This window comes from Hansschlegelia quercus (assembly GCF_004310425.1).
GTDB classification, from domain to species: Bacteria; Pseudomonadota; Alphaproteobacteria; order Rhizobiales; family Methylopilaceae; genus Methylopila; species Methylopila quercus.
In genome coordinates, this window is record NZ_SIUB01000001.1 from 119,663 (window position 1) to 141,526 (window position 21,864).

The following is a 21,864-nucleotide window of genomic DNA, read 5'->3' on the forward strand; positions in this document are numbered from 1 at the left end:
CGGCCCGCTCGAGCCGACTCCTAGCCATGTCCTGCTCCCTTACGGACGCGCGGCCTGAACCGGGGCCGAAGAGAGCGTCGGCGCAGCCTTTCCGTTGAGCTCGGCGTGTAGCCGCTCCTCGTCGAGCGCGTTCTCCCATTTCGCGACGACGAGCGTCGCGACGCCGTTGCCGACGAGGTTGGTCAGCGCGCGCGCCTCGGACATGAAGCGGTCGATGCCGAGGATCAGCGCGATCGCGACGGTCGGGATGTGCTCGACCGATTGCAGCGTCGCCGCGAGCACGATGAACCCTGAGCCCGTGACGCCGGCGGCGCCCTTCGAGGTCAGCAACAGGATGAGCAGAATGACGATCTGCTGCCAGAGCGTCTGCTCGGTGTTGGTGGCCTGCGCGAGGAAGATCGCCGCCATCGTCAGGTAGATGCAGGTTCCGTCGAGGTTGAACGAATAGCCCGCCGGGATGACGAGGCCGACGACCGATTCCTCGGCGCCCGCCTTCTTCATCTTGTCGAGCATGCGCGGCAGCACCGATTCCGACGAGGAGGTGCCGAGCACGATCAGCAGCTCCTCGCGGATGTAGTTTACGAACTTGAAGATGTTGAAGCCCGCGAGCGCCGCCACGATCCCGAGGACGACGAACACGAACAGCAGACAGGTGATGTAGAAGCCCAGCATGAGGTAGCCGAGCGAGGCGAGCGCGATGACGCCTTGCGAGCCGATGGTGAAGGCCATCGCGCCGAAGGCGCCGATCGGCGCCGCGCGCATCACAATCGCGACGATGCGGAAGAAGATCTCCATCGTGGCGTCGACCAGCGTCATCACCGGCTTGCCGCGTTCGCCCAGCATGTGAAGCGCGAAGGCGAACAGCACGGCGAAGAACAGGATCTGGATGATATCGCCCTGCGCGAAGGCGCCGACGACCTGGTCGGGGATGATGTGCAGGAAGAAGTCCGTAACCGTCTGCCCCTTGGCGGCGTCCTGGTATTTGGCGACCGAAGAGGCGTCGAGCTTGGCCGGGTCGACGTTCATGCCGGCGCCGGGCTTCAGGACATTGACGACGACGAGGCCGATGACCAGCGCGACGGTGGTGAGGACCTCGAAGTAGATCAGCGCCTTGAGACCGACGCGGCCGACCTTCTTCATGTCGTTCATGCCGGCGATGCCGTGAACGACGGTGAGGAAGATGATCGGGGCGATCACCATTTTGACGAGCTTGATGAAGGCGTCGCCGAGCGGCTTCAGCTGCTTTCCGAGGTCGGGATAGAAGTGCCCGACGGCGATGCCGAGGGCGACCGCGATCAGAACCTGCACGTAAAGAATGGTGTACCACGGGCGCGACGGCTGAACGCCGCCCGCCTCGACCGTGTCCGTCGCCATGAGAAGCCCTCTACCCGTCGTTTTCTTGATTGGTTGGCGCTGGCTCAGCTTTGCCGAGCGGCGACCTTCTGGAGATATTCGTCCATCGACAGCGCGCCCGCCGCTTCCGCCTCAGGCCGGTCTGTCGCGGAGAGATGCGGCTGGATCAGGTCGATGCGCTTCCATTCCGCGATCGGCTGCTTTCCGTTCGCGGCCGGCGCGTGACGCGATTGTTCAACTTTCTCATAGCGATGGATATAGCGCGCGCAATTGACGAAGGCGTCCGTGATGCGGATTTTCACGGCGAGCGTCGCGCCGGGGAAGGCGGCGATCAGATCTGGATCGCGTGAAATCTCGGCTTCGCCCTGAACGCGCAAACGGTGCGGCGTCTCGAAGTCGATGAACAGCAGACCGATGGCGCGGTTCTGCGCGATGTTGCCGAGCGAAAGGCACATGCCGTTGCCGTCGTAGTCGGGAAAGAGGATCGTCGTGGCGTCGATCACGCGCACGAAGCCCGGCTGTCCGCCTTTGTAGGAGACGGTGGGGTTGCCTCTGGCGTCGACGGTGGAGAGAAAGAACATGTCGCGGGCGGCGATGAAGGCCTGCTCGTCCGCCGCGAGTTCGCCGTGGATCAGCATCTCCTGCCAGAGGTCCGCGAGCCGCCTGGTGTCGCGTTCGTCCTGCAACGCGCGATGCTCCGTTCCGTAAAGCACGGTCATGGTCCATCCTCCCTCGGCCGCCTTCTTGGATCGTGCGACTTTGGGGGCATCCTTCGTCCCGGTGGTCCTCTTCTGTCAAAGGTAAAATGTCGGACGTCCGCATTCCTCTCAAACGCCGCGAAACCGCTCCCCGCGCGTGGCAACGCATGCTGTCCGGCCGCAGGCTCGACCTGCTGGATCCCTCCCCGCTCGACGTGGAGATCGGCGACGTCGCGCACGGGCTTGCGCGCGTCGCGCGATGGAACGGGCAGACCCACGGGGCCAACATCTTCTCGGTCGCCCAGCATTCGCTGCTGGTCGAGGACATCGCCAGCCGGCTCGCGCCCGCAGCGCCTGCCGCGCTTCGCCTGACGGTCCTGCTGCACGACTCTCCGGAATACGTCATCGGCGACATGATCAGCCCGTTCAAGGTGGTGCTCGGCGGCGAATACCGCGCGGTCGAGGACCGCCTGATGCGGGCGATCCACCTGCGCTTCGGCCTGCCGGCCGAGCGCGACGCTGCGGCGACGAAGCTGCTCAAGCGCGCCGATCGCTGCGCCGCCTTCCTCGAGGCGACGCGGCTTGCGGGTTTCTCGGTCGAGGAGGCTAAAGGTCTGTTCGGCAGACCCGAGGGCGCGCCGGCGACGCTTGATCTCACGCCCTGGCCAGCCGAGCTCGCGGCCAAGCGCTTTCTCGATCGTTTCGCCGAGTTGTCGCAGTGACGCCGCCGATCGACCGTATCCGATCCGAGGCTTCGGAACGGAGACGTTTGTGACGATCGGCGTGTGCCCGCTGTCGCGCCTGGAGGAGACCGTCGCCGCAACGGGGGCCGCCCGCGTGCTGTCGCTGCTCAGCGACGGGACCGACGCCGCGACGCCGGCCGGGATCGAGCCGGCCAATCATCTGGTCCTGCGCTTCCATGACCTCGTCGAGCCGCTGGTCGGCCATGTCCATCCGCGCGAGAGCCACATCGCGGAAGCGCTCACCTTCGCGGCCGAGGATGACGGGCCGATCGTGGTGCATTGCTATGCCGGCATCAGCCGGTCGACCGCGATGGCCTTTGCGATCGCCTGCGCCCGCCGGCCGGGGCGCGACGAGGCGGAGATCGCGCGCGCTTTGCGCGAAGCGAGCCCGACGGCGACGCCCAACCGGCTGATCGTCGCCCTCGTAGATAAGGCGCTCGGCCGCAATGGCCGGATGGTCGCGGCGATCGACGCGATCGGCCGCGGCGCCGACGCCTTTGAAGGCCGTCCCTTCGTGCTTAGGGAGCAGCGGTGAAGGAAGCCGTCGGCATCGGCCTTTCGGCGGCGGTCGTCGCTGTCCAGGGCAGCGCGCCCGAAATCCTCGTTGCACGTTTTGGCGACGGGCCGCCGACATTGCCGGCCGGCGCGTTCGAGCCGCGACGCGACCGCACGCTCGAGATCGCGCTACGCGCTTCGATCGCCGACCAGACCGGCCTCGACGTCGGCTATGTCGAACAGCTCTACACCTTCGGCGATCGTGGCCGAGCGGCGACGCCGGAGGATACCGGCCTGCACATCGTCTCGATCGGCTATCTCGCGCTGACGCGGCGGCCGCGCGACGCGGCCGTGCTGTCGGCCGCCGGCGCCGCGTTCCGACCATGGTACGGCTTCTTCCCCTGGGAGGACTGGCGGCGAAGGCGGCCGGAGGTGCTCGATCAGGCGATTCTGCCGGCGATCGCCCGATGGGCGGCGGAAGCGCCAGAGGCTGCGACCGGCCGGGTGCTGCCTCGCCTCGCCCGCGCCCGCGCTTGCTTCGGATTCGACGGCGCGCCCTGGGACGAGGAGAAGGTGCTGGAGCGCTACGAGCTCCTCTATGAGGCCGGCCTCGTCGAGGAGGCCCTGCGAGACGGCCGGCCCGCGGCGCTCGCCATCGCCTCTCCGCCGAAACTCGGCGAGGCGATGCGCGATGATCATCGCCGCATCCTTGCGACCGCGATGGGCCGGTTGCGGGCCAAGCTCAAATACCGCCCGGTCGTCTTCGAGCTGATGCCGCCGCGCTTCACGCTCACCGCCCTCCAGCAGACGGTCGAGGCGATCGCAGGCCGCAAGCTCCACAAGCAGAACTTCCGTCGGCTCGTCGAGAGCGCGGCCCTGGTCGAGCCGACCGGCGCGAACGAGACTGCCACCGGTGGACGGCCGGCGCAGCTCTACCGCTTCCGCCGCGAAGTCGTGGAGGAGCGCCCGGCCCCCGGCCTTCGCTTCGGCCGAGGCTGACGCGGACGACCGTCCCGCCTATAACGCCGCTCCCGCCGCATTCCCGGACCTCCGAATGACCTCACCGCTGCTCGTTCCGGGCGATACCTGCTGGCGCATCGAACAGGCCGGGCGCTTCGCGCTGATCGTCGACGCGGCCGAGTATTACAAGGCCGCCAAGCGGGCGATCCTCTCCGCCGAGCGGAGCGTGATGCTGATCGGCTGGGACTTCGACAGCCGCATCGAATTCGAGCCCGAGGGGCGGACCATCGAGGGTCCGAACCGTCTCGGCCCCTTCCTGCTGTGGGCCGCGGACCGCCGTCCGGCCGCGGTGTTCCGCCTGCTGAAGTGGAACCTCGGGATGATTGAGACGCTCACGCGCGGCGAGACGCCGTATTACCTGCTGCGCTGGATGTGGAAGAAGAACATCGAGACGAGGCTCGACGCCGCCCATCCGACCATGGCGGCGCACCACCAGAAGATCGTGGTGATTGACGACGCGCTCGCCTTCTGCGGCGGGATCGACATGACGACCGGCCGCTGGGACACGCGCGAGCACCGCGACGACGACCCGTCCCGCCGGTCTCCCCGTGGAAAACCGCTGCAGCCGTGGCACGACGCAACCACCTGCGTCGACGGTCCGGCGGCGGCGGCGCTGGGGGAGCTTTGCCGCGATCGCTGGCTGCGCGCGACTGGCGAGACGCTGGAGCCGACCGCGCCCGGCAGCGACCATTGGCCGGACGGGCTCGAGCCCATGCTGCGCGACGTCGCGGTCGGCGTTTCGCGCACCATCGCCGCCTATGACGGCCATTCCCAGGTGGATGAGATCGAGCGGCTCTACCTCGATGCGATCGCTGCCACGAAGCGGACGCTCTACATCGAGAGCCAGTACTTCGCGAGCCGGTTGATCGCCGACGCGATCGTCGAGCGGCTGCAGGAGAAGGACGGTCCAGAGATCGTGATCGTCAACCCGGACGCCCAAGACGGCTGGCTCGAAGAGGCGACGATGGGCTCGGCGCGGGCGAAACTCATCGCTCATGTCCGGCGAGCCGATCGGTATGGGCGCTTCCGGATCTACTATCCCGCAACGGCGAGCGGGACGCCGATCTACGTCCACGCCAAGATCATGATCGTTGACGACGCGCTGCTCAGAATCGGCTCCTCGAACCTCAACAACCGCTCGATGGGCTTCGACACCGAGTGCGACCTCGTGCTGGAGGCCTTGGACGATGCGGGCGTAAGCGCCGCGATCACGGCCACGCGGGACGATCTGCTGGCGGAGCATCTCGGCTCCACGGTGGCCAAGGTCGCTGAAACGCTGGCCGCCACGGGCTCGTTGATCGCGACAATCGAGATGCTGAGCGCTCACGGCCGGCGGCTCGAGCCTTTGCCGGTGCGCGAGACAAACGCGCTTGAGGACGAGCTCGCCGAGTCCGACTTCGTGGATCCGGAGCGGCCGCCCGGCGTGTGGCGGCGCGCGCGGGCCAATCTCCGCCGCCGTTGAAGGAATGACTCGCCTGCGCAAATAGGCTACAGGGCGCTTGCGTCCGCGCAATGATCTTCCGTCTGGGCTCCGATCTTCAATGCTCGCTTGGGACGACTTCCGCCTCGTAAAGGCGATCGCCGAACGCCGTTCGCTGGCCGGCGCCGCCGACATTCTCGGGGTCAACGCCTCCACCGTGTTCCGCCGCCTGGGCGCGCTCGAGGATCGGCTCGGCGCGCGCCTCTTCGAGCGCGGGCGCGCCGGTTACGGCCTTACGCCGTCCGGCGAGGAGATGGCCGGCATCGCCGATCGCATGTCCGACGACATCGTTTCGTTCGAGCGGCGGGTCTCGGGACAGGACCTCGCGCCGGCCGGCGAACTGCGCGTCACCACCAACGACACGCTGTTGATCCACGGTCTCACCGACGTGATCGCGAGCTTCCGCCGGGCTTATCCCGACATCACGCTCGACATCGTGGTCGGCAACGCCGTGCTGAACCTCTCGAAGCGCGACGCCGACATCGCGTTGCGTGTGACCTCCTCTCCGCCGGAGACGCTGGTCGGCCGCAGGCTCGCGGGCATCTACTGGGCGGTCTACGGCGCCGAGCCGCTGCGCCCGGTCGACTCAATCGAAGAGCTCGACGATCTGCCATGGATCGGCCCCGGCGATCTGCTTGCGCCGCTGCAGCGCTGGCTGCGGGACACGGTGGGCGAGCACAAGCTGGTTCTGAGGCTGAACACGGTCCTCGGCATGGCTGAGGCGATCGACGCCGGCATCGGCGTCGGCCCCCTGCCCTGCTACATCGCCCGGAACTACCCTAAGCTGGTGCGGCTCTACGATCCGCCCGGCCAGCAGCCGCCTGGCCTTTGGATCCTGACGCATCCCGACCTTAGGACCAGCGCGCGCGTGAGGGCCTTCATGGACCACGCCGCGGCCGAATTGGTGAAATGCAGGGCGTGCTTCGAAGGCGTGAAGGAAAAGGAGCTGGCCTGACTTAGGCCGCGACCTTCCGCACGTCCTTCACGTCGGTGAAGGCGATCTTCTCCCAGCGTTCCTGAGCGCGGGTCATCTGGAACTGGGAGCCCGCGAGCAGCACGGGATCGCCGTCCAGATCGTCCGCTGTCGAGGCGCGGTTGGCGGCGAGGAAGTCGGCGAGATCCTGCTTGTTCTTCGCCGAGACCCAGCGCGCGAGCGAATACTGGCTCTGCTCGAAGCCGACATCCAGCCCGTATTCAGCCTTCAGGCGGCCGGACATCACGTCGAGCTGCAGCGAGCCGACGACGCCGACGAGCGCGGGCGATCCGTCGACCGGGCGGAACACCTGCACGACGCCCTCCTCCGCCATTTCCTGCAGCGCCTGTTTCAGCTTCTTGGCCTTCATCGCGTCCTCCAGTCGGACGCGACGCAGGATTTCAGGCGCGAAGCTCGGCACGCCGAGGAAGGAGAGATTCTCGCCGTCGGTCAGCGTGTCGCCGATACGGAGCAGGCCGTGGTTCGGGATGCCGACCACGTCTCCGGCATAGGCCTCTTCCGCAAGCGCCCGGTCCTGCGCGAAGAAGAATTGCGGCGCGTGGATGCCGATGATCTTAGACGTGCGCGTCTGAAGCGCCTTCATGCCGCGCGTGAGCTTGCCCGAGCAAAGCCTGACGAACGCGATGCGATCCCGGTGGTTGGGGTCCATGTTCGCCTGAACCTTGAAGACGAAGGCCGTCATCCGCGGCTCCTCCGCCGCGACCGGGCGCTTGTCGCTGTCGAGGCCCTGTGGTGAGGGCGCAAGATCCGCCAGCGCGTCGAGCAGGTCGCGCACGCCGAAGTTTCGGAGCGCCGAGCCGAACAGCACCGGTGTCAGATGCCCCTCACGGAACGAGGCGAGGTCGAAGGGTTTCAGCGCGCCTTGCGCGAGCTCGAGCTCCTCGGTGACTTCGGCAAGCCGATGCTCATTGACCAGCCCGCCCAGCGCCTCAAGCCCCGTCCCGGCGGCTTCATCGCCGCCGTCGACGAGCCGGATGCGGCCGCTCTTCAGTTCGAAGGTGCCGGCGAAGTCCCGGCCGCGCCCGATCGGCCAGGTCAGCGGGGCGACGTCGAGCGCCAGCTTCTCTTCGATCTCATCGAGGATCTCGAACGGATCGCGGCTCTCGCGGTCCATCTTGTTGATGAAGGTCACGATCGGGATGTCGCGCAGGCGGCAGACCTCGAACAGCTTGCGCGTTCGCGCCTCGATGCCCTTGGCCGCGTCGATCACCATTACGGCCGAGTCGACGGCGGTCAGCGTGCGGTAGGTGTCCTCCGAGAAGTCCTCGTGGCCCGGGGTGTCGAGCAGATTGAAGACGCAGTCGCGGTATTCGAACGTCATCACCGACGTCACGACCGAGATGCCGCGGTCGCGCTCGATCGCCATCCAGTCGGACCGCGTCCGCCGACGCTCGCCCTTGGCGCGTACCTGGCCCGCGAGCTGGATCGCGCCGCCGAACATCAGCAGCTTTTCCGTCAGCGTCGTCTTGCCGGCGTCGGGATGCGAGATGATGGCGAAGGTCCGCCGGCGCTCGACCTCGCGGGCGAGCGGCGTTTCGGCGGAAGAGAGTGCGGCGGCGTCGGTCATGGCGCGTGGTGCTGCCATGAGGGGGGCCGCTACGCAAGCGGCCCCTGAGAATGGCGACCTTCCTTATTGCGTGGACGGCGTCCAGATCGCGACGTCGGCGGCGTCGACCTTTTTCGGGAAGAGCCCTTCCGCAAAGAAGGCGTCCGCGATCTTCTGCTGCTCGGCCAGGCTTTCGCGCGTCACGGCGCCCACCTTGTAGGAGCGTCGGGCGTTAGCCTTCTCGACCGTGGCCGGCTCCATCGACCAGAGGCCGGAGAGCTTCGCGGCCGCATCCTTGGGCTCGGATTTCACCCCTGCGCCTGCGGCCTTGAGCTTGGCGACGATGGTTTCCAGCGTCGCGCCGCCGCGGTCGGCAAAATCCTTGGTCGTGAGGTAATAGCGCTTGTAGCTGGCGACGCCCGTTCCGTCGGCGAGAACGCGAGCGTCGGACTGCGCCTGGATGCTCGCGATGAACGGGTCCCAGATCACCACGGCGTCGACATTCTTGCTGACAAAGGCGGCGCGACCATCGGCCGGCGTGAGATAGGCAGGCTTGACGTCCTTGATGGAAAGCCCCGCCTTCGCAAGAATTGCGAGCAGCAGATAATGGCTGCCGGCGCCCTTCGTCACCGCGATCTTCTTGCCCTTGAGCTGATCGACCGATGTGATCGGGGAATCGCCATGCACCAGGATCGCCTGCGCCGAAGGCGAAGGCGCTTCGTCCGCGACATAAACGAGCTTCGCGCCCGCAGCCTGCGCGAAGACGGGAACGGTGTCGGCCACGTCGGCGCTGAAGTCGACATTGCCGACGTTGAGCGCCTCCAGCAGAGGCAGTCCGCTGGTGAACTCGTGCCAAGTGACCTTCACCCCCTGCTCAGCCAGCGCCTTTTCGAGCGAGCCGTCCGCTTTGAGCAGGCTGATCAGGGTCGAGGACTTTTGGTAGCCGATGCGCACCGTGCTCGGCGTCTCGGCCTCCGCCGGGGTGATGGCCGCGAAGAGCGCGACCCCCAACGCGCAGACCGCCGCGAGCCCAAACGCTCGAGCGAGGAAAAGAATGTTTTGGCGCATGATCGTTCCAACGCGGCAAGGCTCGGATGAGCAGGAACGATCATGATCATCAGTCTATGGATTTAATCAAGTAAGCTAGCCGAGCCCCGCGGGCGCTTTTTCACGCAAGGCGACCTCGGTGACCTCCGGCGCGGAGTACGGCGCCTTGTCGAACCCATTCCGACGCGCGCCCTGCTCGCGCTTTTCGACCACGCGCCATTGTCGGCCGTCCCAGGCCCGGACCTCAAGTTCGATCGCGCCGTCCTTGGATACGTCGAGCCGGTGATAAGCGTTCGGCTCACCGCGCAGCCGCGTCGACGTGGCGGTCGAAGCCTGCACCACGGTGAGTTGGGGCGCGCCCTCGACATGCTCGACGAGGTGGACATAGCCGCGATGCAGGTGGCCGGAGAGCACGAGCCGGACGCCGAGTCCTCGGAAGCATTCGAGCGCCTGGTCGGCGCGGCCGACGATATCGAGGTCTGGCTCGGCCTCCGGCGCAAACAGCGGATGGTGGGCGACGACGATGCGCGTCAGCTCCTTCGGCAGCGCTTCGGCGCGCTGGCGGAGGCGACGGAGCTGGGTGTGGCCGAAGCGGCCCTTGGACCAGTCAAAGCCAGGCGTAAAGCTTCGCGCGGTATTCAGCCCGATCACCGCCACCTCGTCATCGCGCCAGACCGGCTCGATCTCGCGGCTCACGAAGCGGCGCCAGCGCTGGTAGGGATCCACGAAGCGCTGCAGCAGGTGGATGTAGGTGATGTCGTGGTTGCCCGGCACGGCGAGCACCGGCGCGTCGAGGCTGCGCAGGAAAGCGCCGGCTGAGCGGTACTCCTCCTTGTGCGCCCGCTGGGTCAGGTCGCCCGAGACTACGACGAGATCGGGCGGATCGGCGTTGATCTCCTCGCGAAGCGCCGCGACGATCACAGGATCGACGCGGTCGAAATGCAGGTCCGAGAGGTGCGCGATGCGGGTCACGCCGCGCTCTCCAGCGGCGCCCGGGCCGCGTTGCGCGGGCGCAGAACGGTCAAGGCCAGCGGTAACACGCGATAGGCCAGCGGCGGCTTCAGAAGCATGGTCTCCCCATCGTTCATGATTCGGATCAGTCTGCGACGGCTGGTGACCGTCACCGCGCCGACCGTGTGCGTTTCGAGGTCGGGATCGTGCATCCAGCGGCCGAGCGCCATGCGCACGGACAGCCTGATCAGCGGCCAGACGCTGAGGCGACGGGTGGCGTAGACGACGAGTTCCCCGCGGTCGAGCCGGGAGCGCGTCAGCACTTGCGCGAAGCCTTCGTCATAGGCGTTGTTGGCGATCACGACGGCCTTGGAGCGGAGGACGATCGTGGCGCCGCCGAGCTCGAGGCCGAGACGAACCGGCGGGTAGCGGTAGAGGCCCTTGATCCCGGCGGCGACCAAACGCCACCAGCCCCAAAACCCCATCTTGAGGCGCGAGCGCTCCCGCCGCTCGGCGAGGCGCGCGGGCGTGCCGAGCATGGAGTTGCACAGGAACACGTGGCCGTTGACCTCCGCGACGTCGATCTTCGCCGTCTCGCCGCCGGCGAGCGCGGCGATCGCGGCGTCGATGTCGAGCGGGATCTTCAAATCCTTCGGCAACAGATTCATAGTGCCAAGCGGCAACGGCCCTAATGCGATGCCGGTGCCAAGCAGCGCCTCTGCGCCGGCCGCGATGGTGCCGTCCCCGCCGGCAGTGATCAGCGCGTCGATCGGCAGGTCGCGCGCGCGGCGCATCCGGGCGACGATGTCGCTTGAATTCCCCTCCAGCACCGCGACGACCTCCATTCCGGCGTCGGATAATTTCCGGGCGATTTCGTCGCCTGCGTTCGGCCGGCCCATCAGGGAACCGGCCGAAGCGTTCAGCACCAACGCGACCTTCATGGCGCTCAAGCGTTCTGGATCCCCACCGGTCAGGCTTCGGCCGCCGCGTCTTCCTGCTCGATGAAGCGCCGTAGCCGCACCTCGTCCTTGCCTGCGCCGGTCACGTAATAAAGCGCCGCGATGGCGGCGATGAGGCCGAAGGCGATCACAGGCGCCTGCCAGTCGCCGGCCTGGAACAGGCGGGTGACGATCAGCGCCGAGCACACGAAGGCGCCGAGCATCGGGACGATCACCGGCACCTCAAACCGGCCGGCCTTCTCGTCGGGACGGTTCTTGAGGATAACCAGCGCCACGTTCACCACCGTGAAGACGGTCAGCAGCAGCAGCACCGTGGCGGAGGCTAGCGCCTTGATGTCGCCGACCAGCGACAGCGCCACGACGATTGCGAACAAAGCGATGATCGCGACATAGGGGGTTCGGCGCTTCGGGTGAACCTTGCCAAGGATCTCCGGCATCAGGCCCTGCTTCGACATGCCGTAAAGCAGGCGCGAGCCCATGATCCAGTTCACCAGCGCCGTGTTCGACACCGCGAAGATGGTGATGACGCTGAGGATGATCGTCGGGAACCAGGGCCACGCGCGCTCGACGACAGCGACAAGAGCGAGTTCCTTCGGCAGCTCCGCCCACGGGATCACCGAGACCGCGGTAACTGCGACCGCCATGTAGATCACCGTCGCGCCGAGCATCGCGAGGATGATCGCGAGCGGCATGTTGATCTGCGGCTTTTTCACTTCCTCGGACACGTTCAGCATGTCTTCGAAGCCAATGAAGGAGAAGAAGGTCAGCACCGCGCCCTGCATGACGAGCACGGCGATCGCGCCGATCTCGCCGTTGTGGCTCGCCTCCGCCGGAAACTCGAGCAGGCTGGCCGAGCCCCAGTAGCTCAAGCCGGACAAGATCACGATCAGCAGTCCGGAGGCCTCGATGACCGTGCAGAGCGCGTTGACCCACATGCATTCCTTGATGCCGCGCAGCAAGATGGCGGCGACGATCATCAGGAAGCCAATGGCGAGGATCCAGACGGGGACCGCCGTTATGTTGAAGAGCTTCGCCACGCTCGCGGCGACGACGTTCGACTGCGTCGCGATCGAAGTCAGGCCCGAGCAGACGACCGTAAGGCCCACCACATAGGACAGCAGCGACATTTGATAGGCGCGCTGGGTGACATAGGCCGCGCCGCCGGCTCTGGGATAGCGCGAGACGATGTTGGCGTAGGACAGCCCGGTGAGCAGAGCGGCGATCATCGAGACCACGAAGGCCATCCAAACCGCGCTGCCGAGCTGCCCCGCTGCCTGCCCGATCAGACCGTAAATGCCGGCGCCGAGCATGCTGCCGAGGCCGTACATCGTGATCTGCCAGAGGGTGACGGAGCGTTCGAGCGCCGGTTCGGCCGCCGCGCCGCCCGTCGAGCCTGCATCGATCGCCGCCATCGCCTGAGCTCCCTGTCGCAAGCCCGGCGGGCCTGATCATCTGGAGCTAGTGCGGACGCAGCCGGCGCCAACGGTTTGGCCCTGCTTCGCCATTAGGCGTTTCGGCTGAGAGCAAAAGAAAGGGCGCGGAGCTCATCGCTCCGCGCCCTAACCGTCGCCTGCGTCGAGCGCTACTTTTCGCTGGTCAACAACTGGGTGATGTTGCGGACGGTGACGCGGCGGTTGCGCTCCTCCGGACCATCAGTCTTCACCTTGAGGTACTGCTCGCCATAGCCCTGCGTCGTTAGGTTCTCCGCCGGGATGGTGAAGTACTTCGTCAAGATCTCGGCCACCGCCTGCGCGCGGCGGTCCGACAGCGACAGGTTATCGTCGTCATTGCCGACCGCGTCGGTATGGCCTTCGACCATGAAGACGGTGCGCGGGTTCTTCTTGATCGCGCTCTCCATGGCGAGCCCGACATTCTCCAGCTTCTTGATCTGGTCGTCACGCACGTCCCACGAGCCGGTGTCGAAGGTGACCGTGTCGAGGTCCACACTGCGCACGCGTTCGCGCAACGGGGCGTTCTGACGGATCTCGTCGAGCGAGTAGCTCCGATCGAGCCGCTCGACCGGCGGGGCGGAGAACGCCTCGTCGATCTGCTCGTAGGAGGCGTCGTCGGCGTCGACGATATACCGTTCGCGCGGGATGGAGACCCGCGGCGGCGCGAGGCCGAGATCGACGAAGCCGCCGCGGCGACCACCGCCCCGCGGACGGTTGTCGATCAGCACGTAATCCTCGCCGGTGACGGTGGTGCGGGTGCGGCTGATCAGCTGTCCGTCGCGGTCGGTGACGGTGACCACCTTTGAGCCGTCCGGACGCGTCACGACCGTGCGGACCGTGTCTCCGTCGCGCTCCTCGCGAACGTCGCGCGCTCCTTCGCGGAAGCGCAGGTTTTCGTCGCGCCGGATATAGGTGCGGCCGCCGTCGCGGTAGATCGTGCGATCGCCCTCGGTGATGATCGTGACGTCGCCGTCACGTCGCTCCCGGCGCTCGCCGCGTACGCGGTCGATGCGGTCGTCGTCGCGCCGGCGGCGATCCGCCTGATCGTCGCGCCGATCTTCGCGCATGCGCTGCTCGAACCGATCGCGCCGCTCGTCGCGGCTCATGTCACGATCGCGATCCGGCCGATCCGACGCTCGATCGTCGCGGCGATCGCCGTTACGGTCGTCACGAAGCCGGTCGTTCCTGCGGTCGTCAGCCCGATCGCCGCGCTCTTGGCGATCATCGGCGCGATCCCTGCGGTCGCGGTCGCCATCACGGCCATCTCGGCGATCGTCGCGCAGGTCCTGCAGGCGATCCTTGCGATCGGCATTGTCGCGCGGACCGTCGCGGTCTCCGCCGTCTCGCGTGTTCGCAGCGCCGCCGGCGCCGCTGCGTCGCCCTGCATCGTCGCCCGACCTGCTGGAGTCGGGCGTGGCGGCGTTCGGCCGGACGGCATCGGACCTTGACGTGTCTGGAGCCGCCGACTCGGATCGTGTCGCCGCGTCTGGCTTGGCGGCGTCCGACTTCGTCGAGTCGGGCTTCGCGCCATCGCGGTCCTTCATGCGATCGCGCAGATCCTGACGGCTTGGCTTGTCGTCGGATGTCGTGGCCGCCGCGGGCGCGTCGACAGCGTCACGCTTCGACCGCGCCGCGGGTTCGTCGGTGGTCGACTTGCGGTCTTTCGCGCGATCTGGCTGCGCGTCCTGCCGCTCGGCTTTGGCGGGCTTCGTTTCGCTGCGCGGCGTATCCTGTAGCGTGTCGCGACGGGAGGGCGACTCGGCGCCGCCGGCGTCGCGGGAAGAACGATCCGGCTTCTCGCTGCGCTCGGGACGCTCCGCCCGCTCCGGGCGCTCTGCTCGCTCCGGCGTCGAGGAACGCTCGGGGCTGGCCGCCCTTTCCGCTTTGTCGGGACGTTCCGCCCGCTCAGGGCGGTCCGCGCGCTCCGGACGCTCGGAGCGCTCCGGACGTTCAGCGCGCTCCCGCTTGCCGCCGCCACCGCCGCCATTGTCGTCAGCCGGATCGGCGCGCTGGGCGACGACGATGTCGCCGATCAGGGACTGCTGCGCGTAAGCCGGCGCTGAAAGCGCGATCGCGGGCAGCACAGTCCCGGCCAGAAGAATGAGCCTCAATCTGTTCATGACGTGAACCCTCGGTCTCCCTCAAAGCCGCTCTATTCTGCGAGCGGCGTCTTATCGCCTGGCATCTAGGCGCGGCGACTGCGCGGTCAATAAGCGACGACAGAATTAGCTCTGAAGAAAGCGGCCGATGTTTGACGATCGACTACCGTATAAAACAGTAGAGCTTCTCTGCGCTGCATCTAGACATGAACCAATCGACAGACTTCGAATGAACGACTGTTCATCGTCAGATCAGGGTTCAATCGTCAGTTCCGCAGCTTCCAGTCCATCGAAATAGGCGCGGACCGCCTGGCCCCCGCTTGCGCGGTGGAACGGCGTGGCCGAGCCCGTGGTCACAACGTCGCCCGCCCTCAACGGCCGCGCCGTTCCGCGCCTGAGATTGGCGAGAGCGGTGAGGAGCCTCGCTGGGTCGCCGCCGGTGTTGCCGCCCTCATGCGCGAAGATCGTCTCGCCGCCGATCTCGAGCGTCACGGGGAGCGTCGCCAAGGCGCCCGATGGCAAACCGCAGGGCGGGCCGACGATCAGCGCGCCGTGGCTCATGCCGTCGGCGAGACGCCAGAGGCCGGGCGTCGAGGCCCAGTTGACGAAGGCGGTGTCCAGCACCTCGATCGCCGCGCGCCAATCCTTCACCGCCGCCAGAACCTCGTCCTGCGCGTACGGCTCCGCGCGATCGGGCAGATCCTGCCCAAGGGTCACCGCTATCTCCGCCTCGACCGCCCATAGGCGCAGGGCGCCAGCCGGGATCCGCGTCGGACCGACGCTGAAGGTCGCGTCCGCGATCATGCCATATCCGGGCTCGGCAGCCGGCGTCGGCGCGCCGACCTTCCACGCGACCACGGGGCCGCGCGCGGTCACAACCCGCTCATGCATCGCGAGCGCCTCCGCCTCATCGTCAGGCGCGAGGTCGGTCGGAAACGTCTCGAGCGCCTGACCTGGTGTCCGGGCCTCCGACAGGAGGCGGGCGGCGGCGGCTATTTTGTCTTCGGACATCATCGGCCTCAGGGCGCGCGGAAGGAGGATGCGGAAAGCTCCAGCGTCCCGCTCGCAGGGTCAGCGCGGAGGATGACACCCGCGTCGCGGCTCGATTTGCGCGCGACATAGTCGAGCGTGACGGAGGCCTGCTCCAGCACGCGATCGCCCTGCTTCAACCGGGCGTCGACCACGACCTCGGCGACGGTGGATGGACTCCGGTTCTCCGTCTGGAATTGCACGACGTAGCCCGCCGGGGTCGGGGTCACGCCCGTCACCGTGCTGATAAGCACAGGCGCGCCCTCCTGGTAGGTCACGGCCTCGCGGACAAGAACGCCGAGCACGGCGAGGGTCGCCAGCGCGCCGGCGATCCCAACGGCCCACTCCAGTCGGCCGACCGCGCGATCGCCCTTAGGCGTTGTCGCCTTATCGTTCATTCGCTTTGTCCGCCTACGATAAGCCGCGCAAAGGCCGCGCCGACCGCGGCGGGAAACCCGAGCGTCACGACCAGCCGCAGGCCAGCCGGGCCGCCAAGACCGTCGAGCCGGCCGAGCAGCCACAGCATCGCGGCCGACACGCCGAGGGAGATGGCGTAGCCCGCGAGCGTGTAGGCGAGAAACACGCCGAGCGCGCCCTGCCGCTCGCCCGGCGCGAGGGCCTGCGAACCGCTGAACCGGACGCCGTAGACGATCGCGTGCATCACCGTGATCGAAAGCAGCGCGAGCGCCACCGCGTGATACGGCGTCATGGACGCGGCGATGAGATCGACCTCCTCGGTCGGCGCGATGTTGAAGGACAGGAACACCGCGCCGCTCGCGAGGAAGAGCAAGTCGCCGGCGTAGTCCGGCTTGCGGTTGCGGCGTTCGTCTTCCTCGTCGGATTGCCCGAGCTGCCCTTGCGCGATCACCGCGCCAAAGCTCGCCGGCACGGTCTGGATGACGATCGCGCCCAGAATCTCGTCGAAGGATTGCGTCGGACCCATTAACCCGAACAGGGCGAGCACGACGGTCGAGGTGACGAAACCGACGAAAAGCGCGACGAAGGCGTCGCGGACGTCGTCCATCCAGTCCTCGGTCTCCTCGAAGCCGATGTAGTGAGACAGACCGACGAGCATCGGAACCACCGCGAGAAGCAGCAGCGCGAGGCGCCAGCGCTCGATGCTCGCGCCGAGCTCCCACATCTCCATCGTCATCAGCACCGGCAGGACGAAGACGATGGAGCCACCGAAGGCGCGGCCGAGCCCGACGATGAACCCGCGCTCGATCTCGCGGCGACGCTCGGCTGCCTGGGCTGTCATGACGGTGATGGAGGCTCGCGTCTCGCTTCAGGTAGACGCGCCCAAATCGCGCGGCGGGCCCCGCCGTCAAGCGGCCTCGCCCCGAGCCGCGGCGAAGAGGCGGCCGAGGGTCGCCCTCCAAGGGATATAAATGGCTCGCTGCCTGCGCCACGGCGCAGCCCGATGACAAGCCTTCTTAGCCGTCGTATGCCTTCGCCCGGCGGGCCTGTAGCTCAATGGTCAGAGCCGGCGGCTCATAACCGCTTGGTTGCAGGTTCGAGTCCTGCCGGGCCCACCACCGCCTTCTGATGGCGTTGTTCCAACAAGACTTTTTCTCCTGTTTGTCCCACTGACTGACTTCCGGCCGCGAAGTGGGACAATCTTCGGCGACGTCGCCGCGTCTAGCCGGGCGAAGGCGTTGGCCGCTAGACGCTTCCGCTGCGCCTTGCGAACATAGATTTCGGCGGTTTCCAGCTTGCTCCAGCCGAAGATCGAACAGAGCTCCATGGCGGAGGCGCCGTTCTCGGCGAGGATGGTCGCCGCAGCCTTTCGGACGCCGTGCGCCGAACACTGTGGAAGGCCGGCCTGGTCGCACCACTCGCGGAAGCGGTTGCCGAAGCTCTCCTTCGTGTACGGCCGTCCGTGCGAGCCGATGATGTACGTCAGATCGCCGGTCGGGGTCGCGTCGAGCGCCTCCCTCAGCTCCGGCCGAATCGGGATGACGATAGGCTCGGTCTGCCGCGCCCGGTTCTTCTCCTGAAAGAACGAAAGGTGGCCGTCGGTCTCATGCTGCCGGCCCAGCGCATAGACGTCGCCGCGGCGGCCGCCGGTGCACATGAGTAGCACCAGCGCGAGGCGTGCGGTGGTGCCGACAGGGTGTCGCTCCTCGTAGCGCCGGATCTCCTCGACGCTCCAGGTATGATGGCCTTCCGACCCCGTGTTGATCTTTTCGACGCCGACAGCGGGGTTGGCGCCGATCAGCTTCTCCTTCATCGCCCACGCGAAGAAGGTCCGCAGGTACTTCACGAGCTTGTCGGCGGCCGCGGGCGTGTCTCGTCGCTTGTCGCGGCTCCGCTCGACGTCCTGCTGCCGGAAGGCCTTCAACGCGATCGGCCCGGCGCTGTCCGCATAGCGGTTGAGGACGCCGCGCTTATCGCGCTGCGTGTCGGGATCGTAGCTCTTGAACTTGCCAGAGGCGTAGTAGCGGTTCAATGCCGCCTGGAAGGAGCCCTCGGCGACTCGCCGCGCTTCTGGCCGGGTCGCCTCCTCTTCGGCGCGGACAGCTTTCCAGTAGGCGTCCATGAACGCCGGGGATGCAGTCCCGTCTTCGTTGAGCGAAGCTCGGATCCGCACCTTCTTCCGGCCCGGCACGCGCACGTAGAACCGGACGTTGCCGTGTCGATCGACGTCTCGGGAGAGGTAGCGGAGATCGAGCTGCACCATCAGAGCACTAGCCGATCAAGCGGATTGTCCAAGACCGTGCCATCCTTCATCGCCTGCCAGCAGGCGCGGATCTCGTCGACGTCCCAGAGAGCGACGCCGCCATTCGGCTTGTAGGGCTTCGGCATCCTGCCGTCTTCCACCCAGCCGTCGAAGGTTCCGGCCGAGACGCTCAGGCTCGCCGCCGCTTCCTCGCGCCGGAGCGCGAAGCGGGGAAGAGACTGCTCGCGAAGCGACCGGCTCAAGTCAGCCCTCCCCGTCTTTCTTCGGCTTCACCGCGGCCGTCGGCAGGCGCCACGTGCCGCCTCTGCCGCCCGGCTGTTCAGGTTGGAGCAGCCCGCGCTTCTTCCAGCGCTGCACCGTGGCGACGTCGACGCCATAGGCGGCGGCGATCTGCTTGCGCGTGAGAAGCACGCCTCGGCTTTCCATGGCGACCTCAGTAATCAACGCCGCGCTCGCCGAGCCGACGCCCGAGAGCGATGATTACGCGGTGATCGAATTCGTGCGTCGCCTGATGAGCGAAGCGCTCATGAAGCTCGGCCGAAGCTCCGTCGGAGAGATTAGCCGTAGCCATCCCAAGCCAGTCCGCTTCCAAGGCGAGAAACGTCTCATGAGGCTCCAGTTCCCCCTCGGAGACCTGAACAACCTTTCGCACGTCGAGTTCGATCGCAGCGCCGAAGAAAGGCGCGCCCGAGAGCGTCACGGTAAGCTCCGCTCGCCACTGGCCGTCCAGCCCGCAGCGGTTTGGGAGCTTGGAATAGAACTCAAGACCGCTTTCGAGGATCCTCCATTCTTGGATCAGCACGCTCAACGCCTCTCGGAAATGCGGCCTTGAGAGCGCGACCTTCAGAAGCTGGCCGAGCTCGTGCTCATGGACGATGCCCCGAGGGTCGATGATCGATCCGCGCTGACGACCGGACCGGAGAATACCGTCTGCGTACGAACCTGCCTGCATCGCCGATGGAGCAGCCAGCAAGCCGACCGCGATCGCCGCGGCGTCACAGTGGTTGCGCTTCAGTGCAGCGCGGCCAGCCGGGCCGGCCTCAATCACTCCATTTTCGAACAAGCTCAACGTGGCCGACTTAAGCCAGCGGTCGGTCAGCGGAGTGAGCGGCTTGATCGTTTCGACCAAATCTGCGGCGGTTGCGGGCGGCATGCTAAAGCCTTTTCGGTCGGGAAAGTGTCCGTTGCTTAGAGACACATAACCGACCGAAATTTTTCGGTCAAGTCTCTGTCTGGAAGGCCACGCCCCACCGCGCGGACGCGATGGGGCAGGTCATCAGGCTCCGCCCCCGTCACCTGGTCGCGGGTAATCCGCGCCGAAGAACATCTCTTGAAGCTCGCGGGAGCGCTTGAGGCCGATGTCAGCGAGGACGCCGAGCGCGCCAGGGTCGCCGACGTAGTCGGCTTCAAGGCCTCGGCGCGCCATGTCGAGCAGGTGAAATAGATCCTGCACGTCCGACAACGCGCACTCGACGTCGAGCATGTTGACCTCGGGCGGCCTCACCATGTGTGCTCTCCCTGGTCGAGCGGGTCGCCGTCCTCGTTCACGTCCTCGCGGTCGTCACCGGTCCCCAGCGCTCCCGAACGCGTCCAGCCAAGCGAGGGCTCGTCATCGCCCTCCGCAAGCTCTAGTTCGTCGTCGCGACCGATGCCGACGTCGAGGCCGCAGAGAGACGGCTCCCGGTCCGGATCCCCATCGTCCGCGTCGAGCGCGGCGATCAACCGCTCGATCGTGTCCTCAAGCCGCGCGCGGGTGAGGCGATGATGGGCGATCTCTTGCTCGACAGCGAAGTTGAGCTCGTCGAGCCGCTGCGTGTGGTGAAGCATAGCGGCATAGGTCAGCGCAGCCTCGATCGTGCTCGGCGGCGCCTGGTGCAGGTTCACGATGTGCATTGTCGTCTCTCGGTAGACGGCTTCTCACAGCCGTTCGTCGATCGGCGGGACCGACAGCCGGGGGGTGAGAACACGCCGAGAGACGTGTCGAACGCTTTTAAGGAGTTGCCCCCTCTGGACAGCACGTCCGCCCCCGGCCAATACTGGTCGGGCTCGGAGCCGCGCCGCCAAGCGCGTCCGTCGCATCCTCAGGATGCAATTCAGCCGCCGCTCCTCGCCAAAGGAGCAGCCCTCGCCAAAGGGTTTTGCGGCCTATCTCGGTCCGGGTTCTCACACCCACGGGCAGCCTGCCTTATTCGCCGGATGTGGACAAGCCGCCCTTTTTGGGGGGCGAGCTTGCACATGCGGCAGGGGTGACCCTATGCCGGTTACAACTAGAGTGCCGACATGAAGATCCGGTTGTTCAGCGAAGATCATCGAGACGGTCTCGAGGTCGACTGGCCGGCAGTCCCGCGTGAAGGTGAACTCGTCGCCTTCCGCCACCGTGGCGGAACGTCTGTTCTCCGCGTTGAAAGGGTGAGCTGGAACGTCGAAACAGACGGCAGCTTCTCTGAAGTAGAGATAGGGCTGACGTACTGACCTATTAAGGCTTGGCGATGTAGCTAAAGACGTACTGAGTAAGGCGGCACCACGGCAAGACGCGGCATATCGGACACTTCCGCGCTTACAGATGAGAGACCTATCCAATGACCGGCAAATTTAAAGTTGGCGACACCGTTCAATTGAAATCTGGCGGACCGTCCATGACGGTTTCTAGCGGCAAGAATAATAATGATCAATATCATTGTACGTGGTTTAAAGGTGCATCACTTGAAACTGGTTACTTCAAGGAAGAGACATTGAAGGAATACAAGGCACCTAAGAAAGATGAGTGAGGAAGAGGCCGCACGCTGGATGCTTGGAGAGTACGAGGAGTTTGGCTTCCTCTATCAAGAAGGCGCAGCAAGCCATTTATTTAACTTTCAAGACGAGCGATTGGCGTACTTTGATCAGAACTCCAATCTATGCATCGGGAAGAGCGTCCTAGCAGTGTTCAATCGGCTCACGCCCGACGCGGTCTATGAGCGTGCGGGCAAATTTTGGCGGCGTCGGCTCGATACGGACCAGCCGGGACGTCAGCAGTAGCTAACCCCTGATTGCATCGAGCAACGATCCGATGAAGAAGGACGAAGCTGAGAAGGCGATCCGCGGCCTTTGTCACGAGTGGAAGGCTCAGCTCGAACCGGCTCAGCTAGAGCACCCGAGCTTCACTTCCTTCGAAGCCTGGGTGCGGGCGAAGGGATACGGCCAGTATCTCGAGTTCCGGTCGCGCATGGGGGCCGGGTACAACGCCGAGCTATGGTTCGACCAAGAGCTCAGGCAGGTGTGGAGACGATAGACGCACGGCAAGAAAACCCCGGTAGGGCGCGCAGGCGGTCTGGGAGGA

Annotated in this window: 25 protein-coding genes, 1 tRNA gene and 1 pseudogene; 9 read left to right on the forward strand and 18 right to left on the reverse strand. The window is 66.3% G+C overall.

Annotated elements, in window-relative coordinates; genetic code table 11:
* Positions 1-39: 39 nt before the first annotated feature.
* Positions 40-1,374: a dicarboxylate/amino acid:cation symporter gene (locus tag EYR15_RS00535; RefSeq protein ID WP_131000947.1), complete on the reverse strand. Its 1,335-nt coding sequence runs from the start codon at positions 1,372-1,374 to the stop codon at positions 40-42.
* A 44-nt stretch (positions 1,375-1,418) separates the two neighbouring features.
* Positions 1,419-2,072 carry a pyridoxamine 5'-phosphate oxidase family protein gene (locus EYR15_RS00540; protein WP_131000948.1) on the reverse strand — a complete coding sequence of 218 codons (654 nt, stop codon included), beginning with the start codon at positions 2,070-2,072 and terminating at the stop codon, positions 1,419-1,421.
* An 86-nt stretch (positions 2,073-2,158) separates the two neighbouring features.
* On the opposite strand from EYR15_RS00540, the gene EYR15_RS00545 reads away from it, so the two are divergent.
* The 5 genes from EYR15_RS00545 to EYR15_RS00565 all read left to right on the forward strand — a co-directional run bounded on the left by EYR15_RS00545 (position 2,159) and on the right by EYR15_RS00565 (position 6,744).
* Positions 2,159-2,773: an HD domain-containing protein gene (locus tag EYR15_RS00545; protein ID WP_131000949.1), complete on the forward strand. Its 615-nt coding sequence runs from the start codon at positions 2,159-2,161 to the stop codon at positions 2,771-2,773.
* 49 nt (positions 2,774-2,822) lie between these two features.
* A complete protein-coding gene (locus tag EYR15_RS00550; protein WP_131000950.1) occupies positions 2,823-3,329 on the forward strand; it encodes a tyrosine phosphatase family protein in 507 nt (168 codons plus the stop codon).
* Positions 3,326-4,288, forward strand: coding sequence for an NUDIX hydrolase (locus tag EYR15_RS00555; protein WP_131000951.1), 963 nt, complete (start codon positions 3,326-3,328; stop codon positions 4,286-4,288). Before EYR15_RS00550 ends, EYR15_RS00555 begins: the two co-directional genes overlap by 4 nt.
* Before the next feature lie 55 nt (positions 4,289-4,343).
* Positions 4,344-5,771 carry a phospholipase D-like domain-containing protein gene (locus EYR15_RS00560; protein WP_131000952.1) on the forward strand — a complete coding sequence of 476 codons (1,428 nt, stop codon included), beginning with the start codon at positions 4,344-4,346 and terminating at the stop codon, positions 5,769-5,771.
* 79 nt (positions 5,772-5,850) lie between these two features.
* Positions 5,851-6,744: a LysR family transcriptional regulator gene (locus tag EYR15_RS00565; RefSeq protein WP_131000953.1), complete on the forward strand. Its 894-nt coding sequence runs from the start codon at positions 5,851-5,853 to the stop codon at positions 6,742-6,744.
* Between the two features lies 1 nt (position 6,745).
* On the opposite strand, the gene EYR15_RS00570 is transcribed toward EYR15_RS00565, so the two are convergent.
* From EYR15_RS00570 to EYR15_RS00620, 10 genes are all read right to left on the reverse strand, one after another.
* Positions 6,746-8,350 carry a peptide chain release factor 3 gene (locus EYR15_RS00570; protein WP_131001558.1) on the reverse strand — a complete coding sequence of 535 codons (1,605 nt, stop codon included), beginning with the start codon at positions 8,348-8,350 and terminating at the stop codon, positions 6,746-6,748.
* Positions 8,351-8,413: 63 nt separating this feature from the next.
* Positions 8,414-9,397, reverse strand: a complete 984-nt coding sequence (locus EYR15_RS00575; RefSeq protein WP_131000954.1) for an aliphatic sulfonate ABC transporter substrate-binding protein — start codon at positions 9,395-9,397, stop codon at positions 8,414-8,416.
* A gap of 75 nt (positions 9,398-9,472) precedes the next feature.
* On the reverse strand, positions 9,473-10,348 hold the full coding sequence (locus EYR15_RS00580) for a metallophosphoesterase family protein (RefSeq protein ID WP_131000955.1): 876 nt from the start codon (positions 10,346-10,348) through the stop codon (positions 9,473-9,475).
* Entirely contained in the window at positions 10,345-11,268 is a 924-nt protein-coding gene (locus EYR15_RS00585) for a diacylglycerol/lipid kinase family protein (RefSeq protein WP_131001559.1), read from the reverse strand. Before EYR15_RS00585 ends, EYR15_RS00580 begins: the two co-directional genes overlap by 4 nt.
* A 29-nt stretch (positions 11,269-11,297) precedes the next feature.
* A complete protein-coding gene (locus tag EYR15_RS00590) occupies positions 11,298-12,698 on the reverse strand; it encodes an APC family permease (RefSeq protein WP_131000956.1) in 1,401 nt (466 codons plus the stop codon).
* A 170-nt stretch (positions 12,699-12,868) separates the two neighbouring features.
* A complete protein-coding gene (locus tag EYR15_RS00595) occupies positions 12,869-13,843 on the reverse strand; it encodes an OmpA family protein (RefSeq protein ID WP_245498076.1) in 975 nt (324 codons plus the stop codon).
* Positions 13,840-14,124: a hypothetical protein gene (locus tag EYR15_RS00600; protein WP_131000957.1), complete on the reverse strand. Its 285-nt coding sequence runs from the start codon at positions 14,122-14,124 to the stop codon at positions 13,840-13,842. The genes EYR15_RS00595 and EYR15_RS00600 overlap by 4 nt, the downstream gene beginning before the upstream one ends.
* 964 nt (positions 14,125-15,088) lie before the next feature.
* The gene (locus EYR15_RS00610; RefSeq protein WP_245498077.1) at positions 15,089-15,847 is read right to left on the reverse strand and encodes a 2-keto-4-pentenoate hydratase; all 759 of its coding nucleotides are present in this window, start codon (positions 15,845-15,847) and stop codon (positions 15,089-15,091) included.
* 8 nt (positions 15,848-15,855) lie between these two features.
* Positions 15,856-16,263 (reverse strand): TIGR02588 family protein, encoded by a 408-nt coding sequence (locus tag EYR15_RS00615; RefSeq protein ID WP_131000959.1) that lies wholly within the window; start codon positions 16,261-16,263, stop codon positions 15,856-15,858.
* The gene (locus tag EYR15_RS00620) at positions 16,260-17,123 is read right to left on the reverse strand and encodes a TIGR02587 family membrane protein (RefSeq protein WP_131000960.1); all 864 of its coding nucleotides are present in this window, start codon (positions 17,121-17,123) and stop codon (positions 16,260-16,262) included. The genes EYR15_RS00615 and EYR15_RS00620 overlap by 4 nt, the downstream gene beginning before the upstream one ends.
* 201 nt (positions 17,124-17,324) lie before the next feature.
* Here EYR15_RS00620 and EYR15_RS00625 point away from each other — a divergent pair.
* Positions 17,325-17,400: transfer RNA gene (locus tag EYR15_RS00625), tRNA-Ile, on the forward strand.
* A gap of 152 nt (positions 17,401-17,552) precedes the next feature.
* On the opposite strand, the pseudogene EYR15_RS17335 reads toward EYR15_RS00625, so the two are convergent.
* From EYR15_RS17335 to EYR15_RS00655, 6 genes and pseudogenes are all read right to left on the reverse strand, one after another.
* Positions 17,553-18,545 (reverse strand): annotated as a pseudogene (locus EYR15_RS17335) (tyrosine-type recombinase/integrase); the annotation flags it as partial.
* Positions 18,545-18,787 (reverse strand): helix-turn-helix transcriptional regulator, encoded by a 243-nt coding sequence (locus tag EYR15_RS00635; RefSeq protein WP_131000961.1) that lies wholly within the window; start codon positions 18,785-18,787, stop codon positions 18,545-18,547. The pseudogene EYR15_RS17335 and the gene EYR15_RS00635, both read right to left, overlap by 1 nt.
* Position 18,788: 1 nt before the next feature.
* Entirely contained in the window at positions 18,789-18,956 is a 168-nt protein-coding gene (locus EYR15_RS00640; protein ID WP_165455383.1) for a helix-turn-helix domain-containing protein, read from the reverse strand.
* 22 nt (positions 18,957-18,978) lie between these two features.
* Positions 18,979-19,698, reverse strand: a complete 720-nt coding sequence (locus EYR15_RS00645) for a hypothetical protein (protein ID WP_131000963.1) — start codon at positions 19,696-19,698, stop codon at positions 18,979-18,981.
* A gap of 123 nt (positions 19,699-19,821) precedes the next feature.
* Positions 19,822-20,052, reverse strand: a complete 231-nt coding sequence (locus EYR15_RS00650) for a hypothetical protein (protein ID WP_131000964.1) — start codon at positions 20,050-20,052, stop codon at positions 19,822-19,824.
* Positions 20,046-20,438 carry a hypothetical protein gene (locus EYR15_RS00655; protein ID WP_131000965.1) on the reverse strand — a complete coding sequence of 131 codons (393 nt, stop codon included), beginning with the start codon at positions 20,436-20,438 and terminating at the stop codon, positions 20,046-20,048. Before EYR15_RS00655 ends, EYR15_RS00650 begins: the two co-directional genes overlap by 7 nt.
* 686 nt (positions 20,439-21,124) lie before the next feature.
* On the opposite strand from EYR15_RS00655, the gene EYR15_RS00660 reads away from it, so the two are divergent.
* Genes EYR15_RS00660 through EYR15_RS00670 form a run of 3 tightly spaced genes read left to right on the forward strand, consistent with a single transcriptional unit; the run spans position 21,125 to position 21,816 of the window.
* Positions 21,125-21,313 carry a YodC family protein gene (locus EYR15_RS00660; protein ID WP_131000966.1) on the forward strand — a complete coding sequence of 63 codons (189 nt, stop codon included), beginning with the start codon at positions 21,125-21,127 and terminating at the stop codon, positions 21,311-21,313.
* Positions 21,306-21,563, forward strand: coding sequence for a DUF6953 family protein (locus EYR15_RS00665; RefSeq protein ID WP_131000967.1), 258 nt, complete (start codon positions 21,306-21,308; stop codon positions 21,561-21,563). Before EYR15_RS00660 ends, EYR15_RS00665 begins: the two co-directional genes overlap by 8 nt.
* 31 nt (positions 21,564-21,594) lie before the next feature.
* Positions 21,595-21,816, forward strand: coding sequence for a hypothetical protein (locus tag EYR15_RS00670; RefSeq protein WP_131000968.1), 222 nt, complete (start codon positions 21,595-21,597; stop codon positions 21,814-21,816).
* Positions 21,817-21,864: the final 48 nt, after the last annotated feature.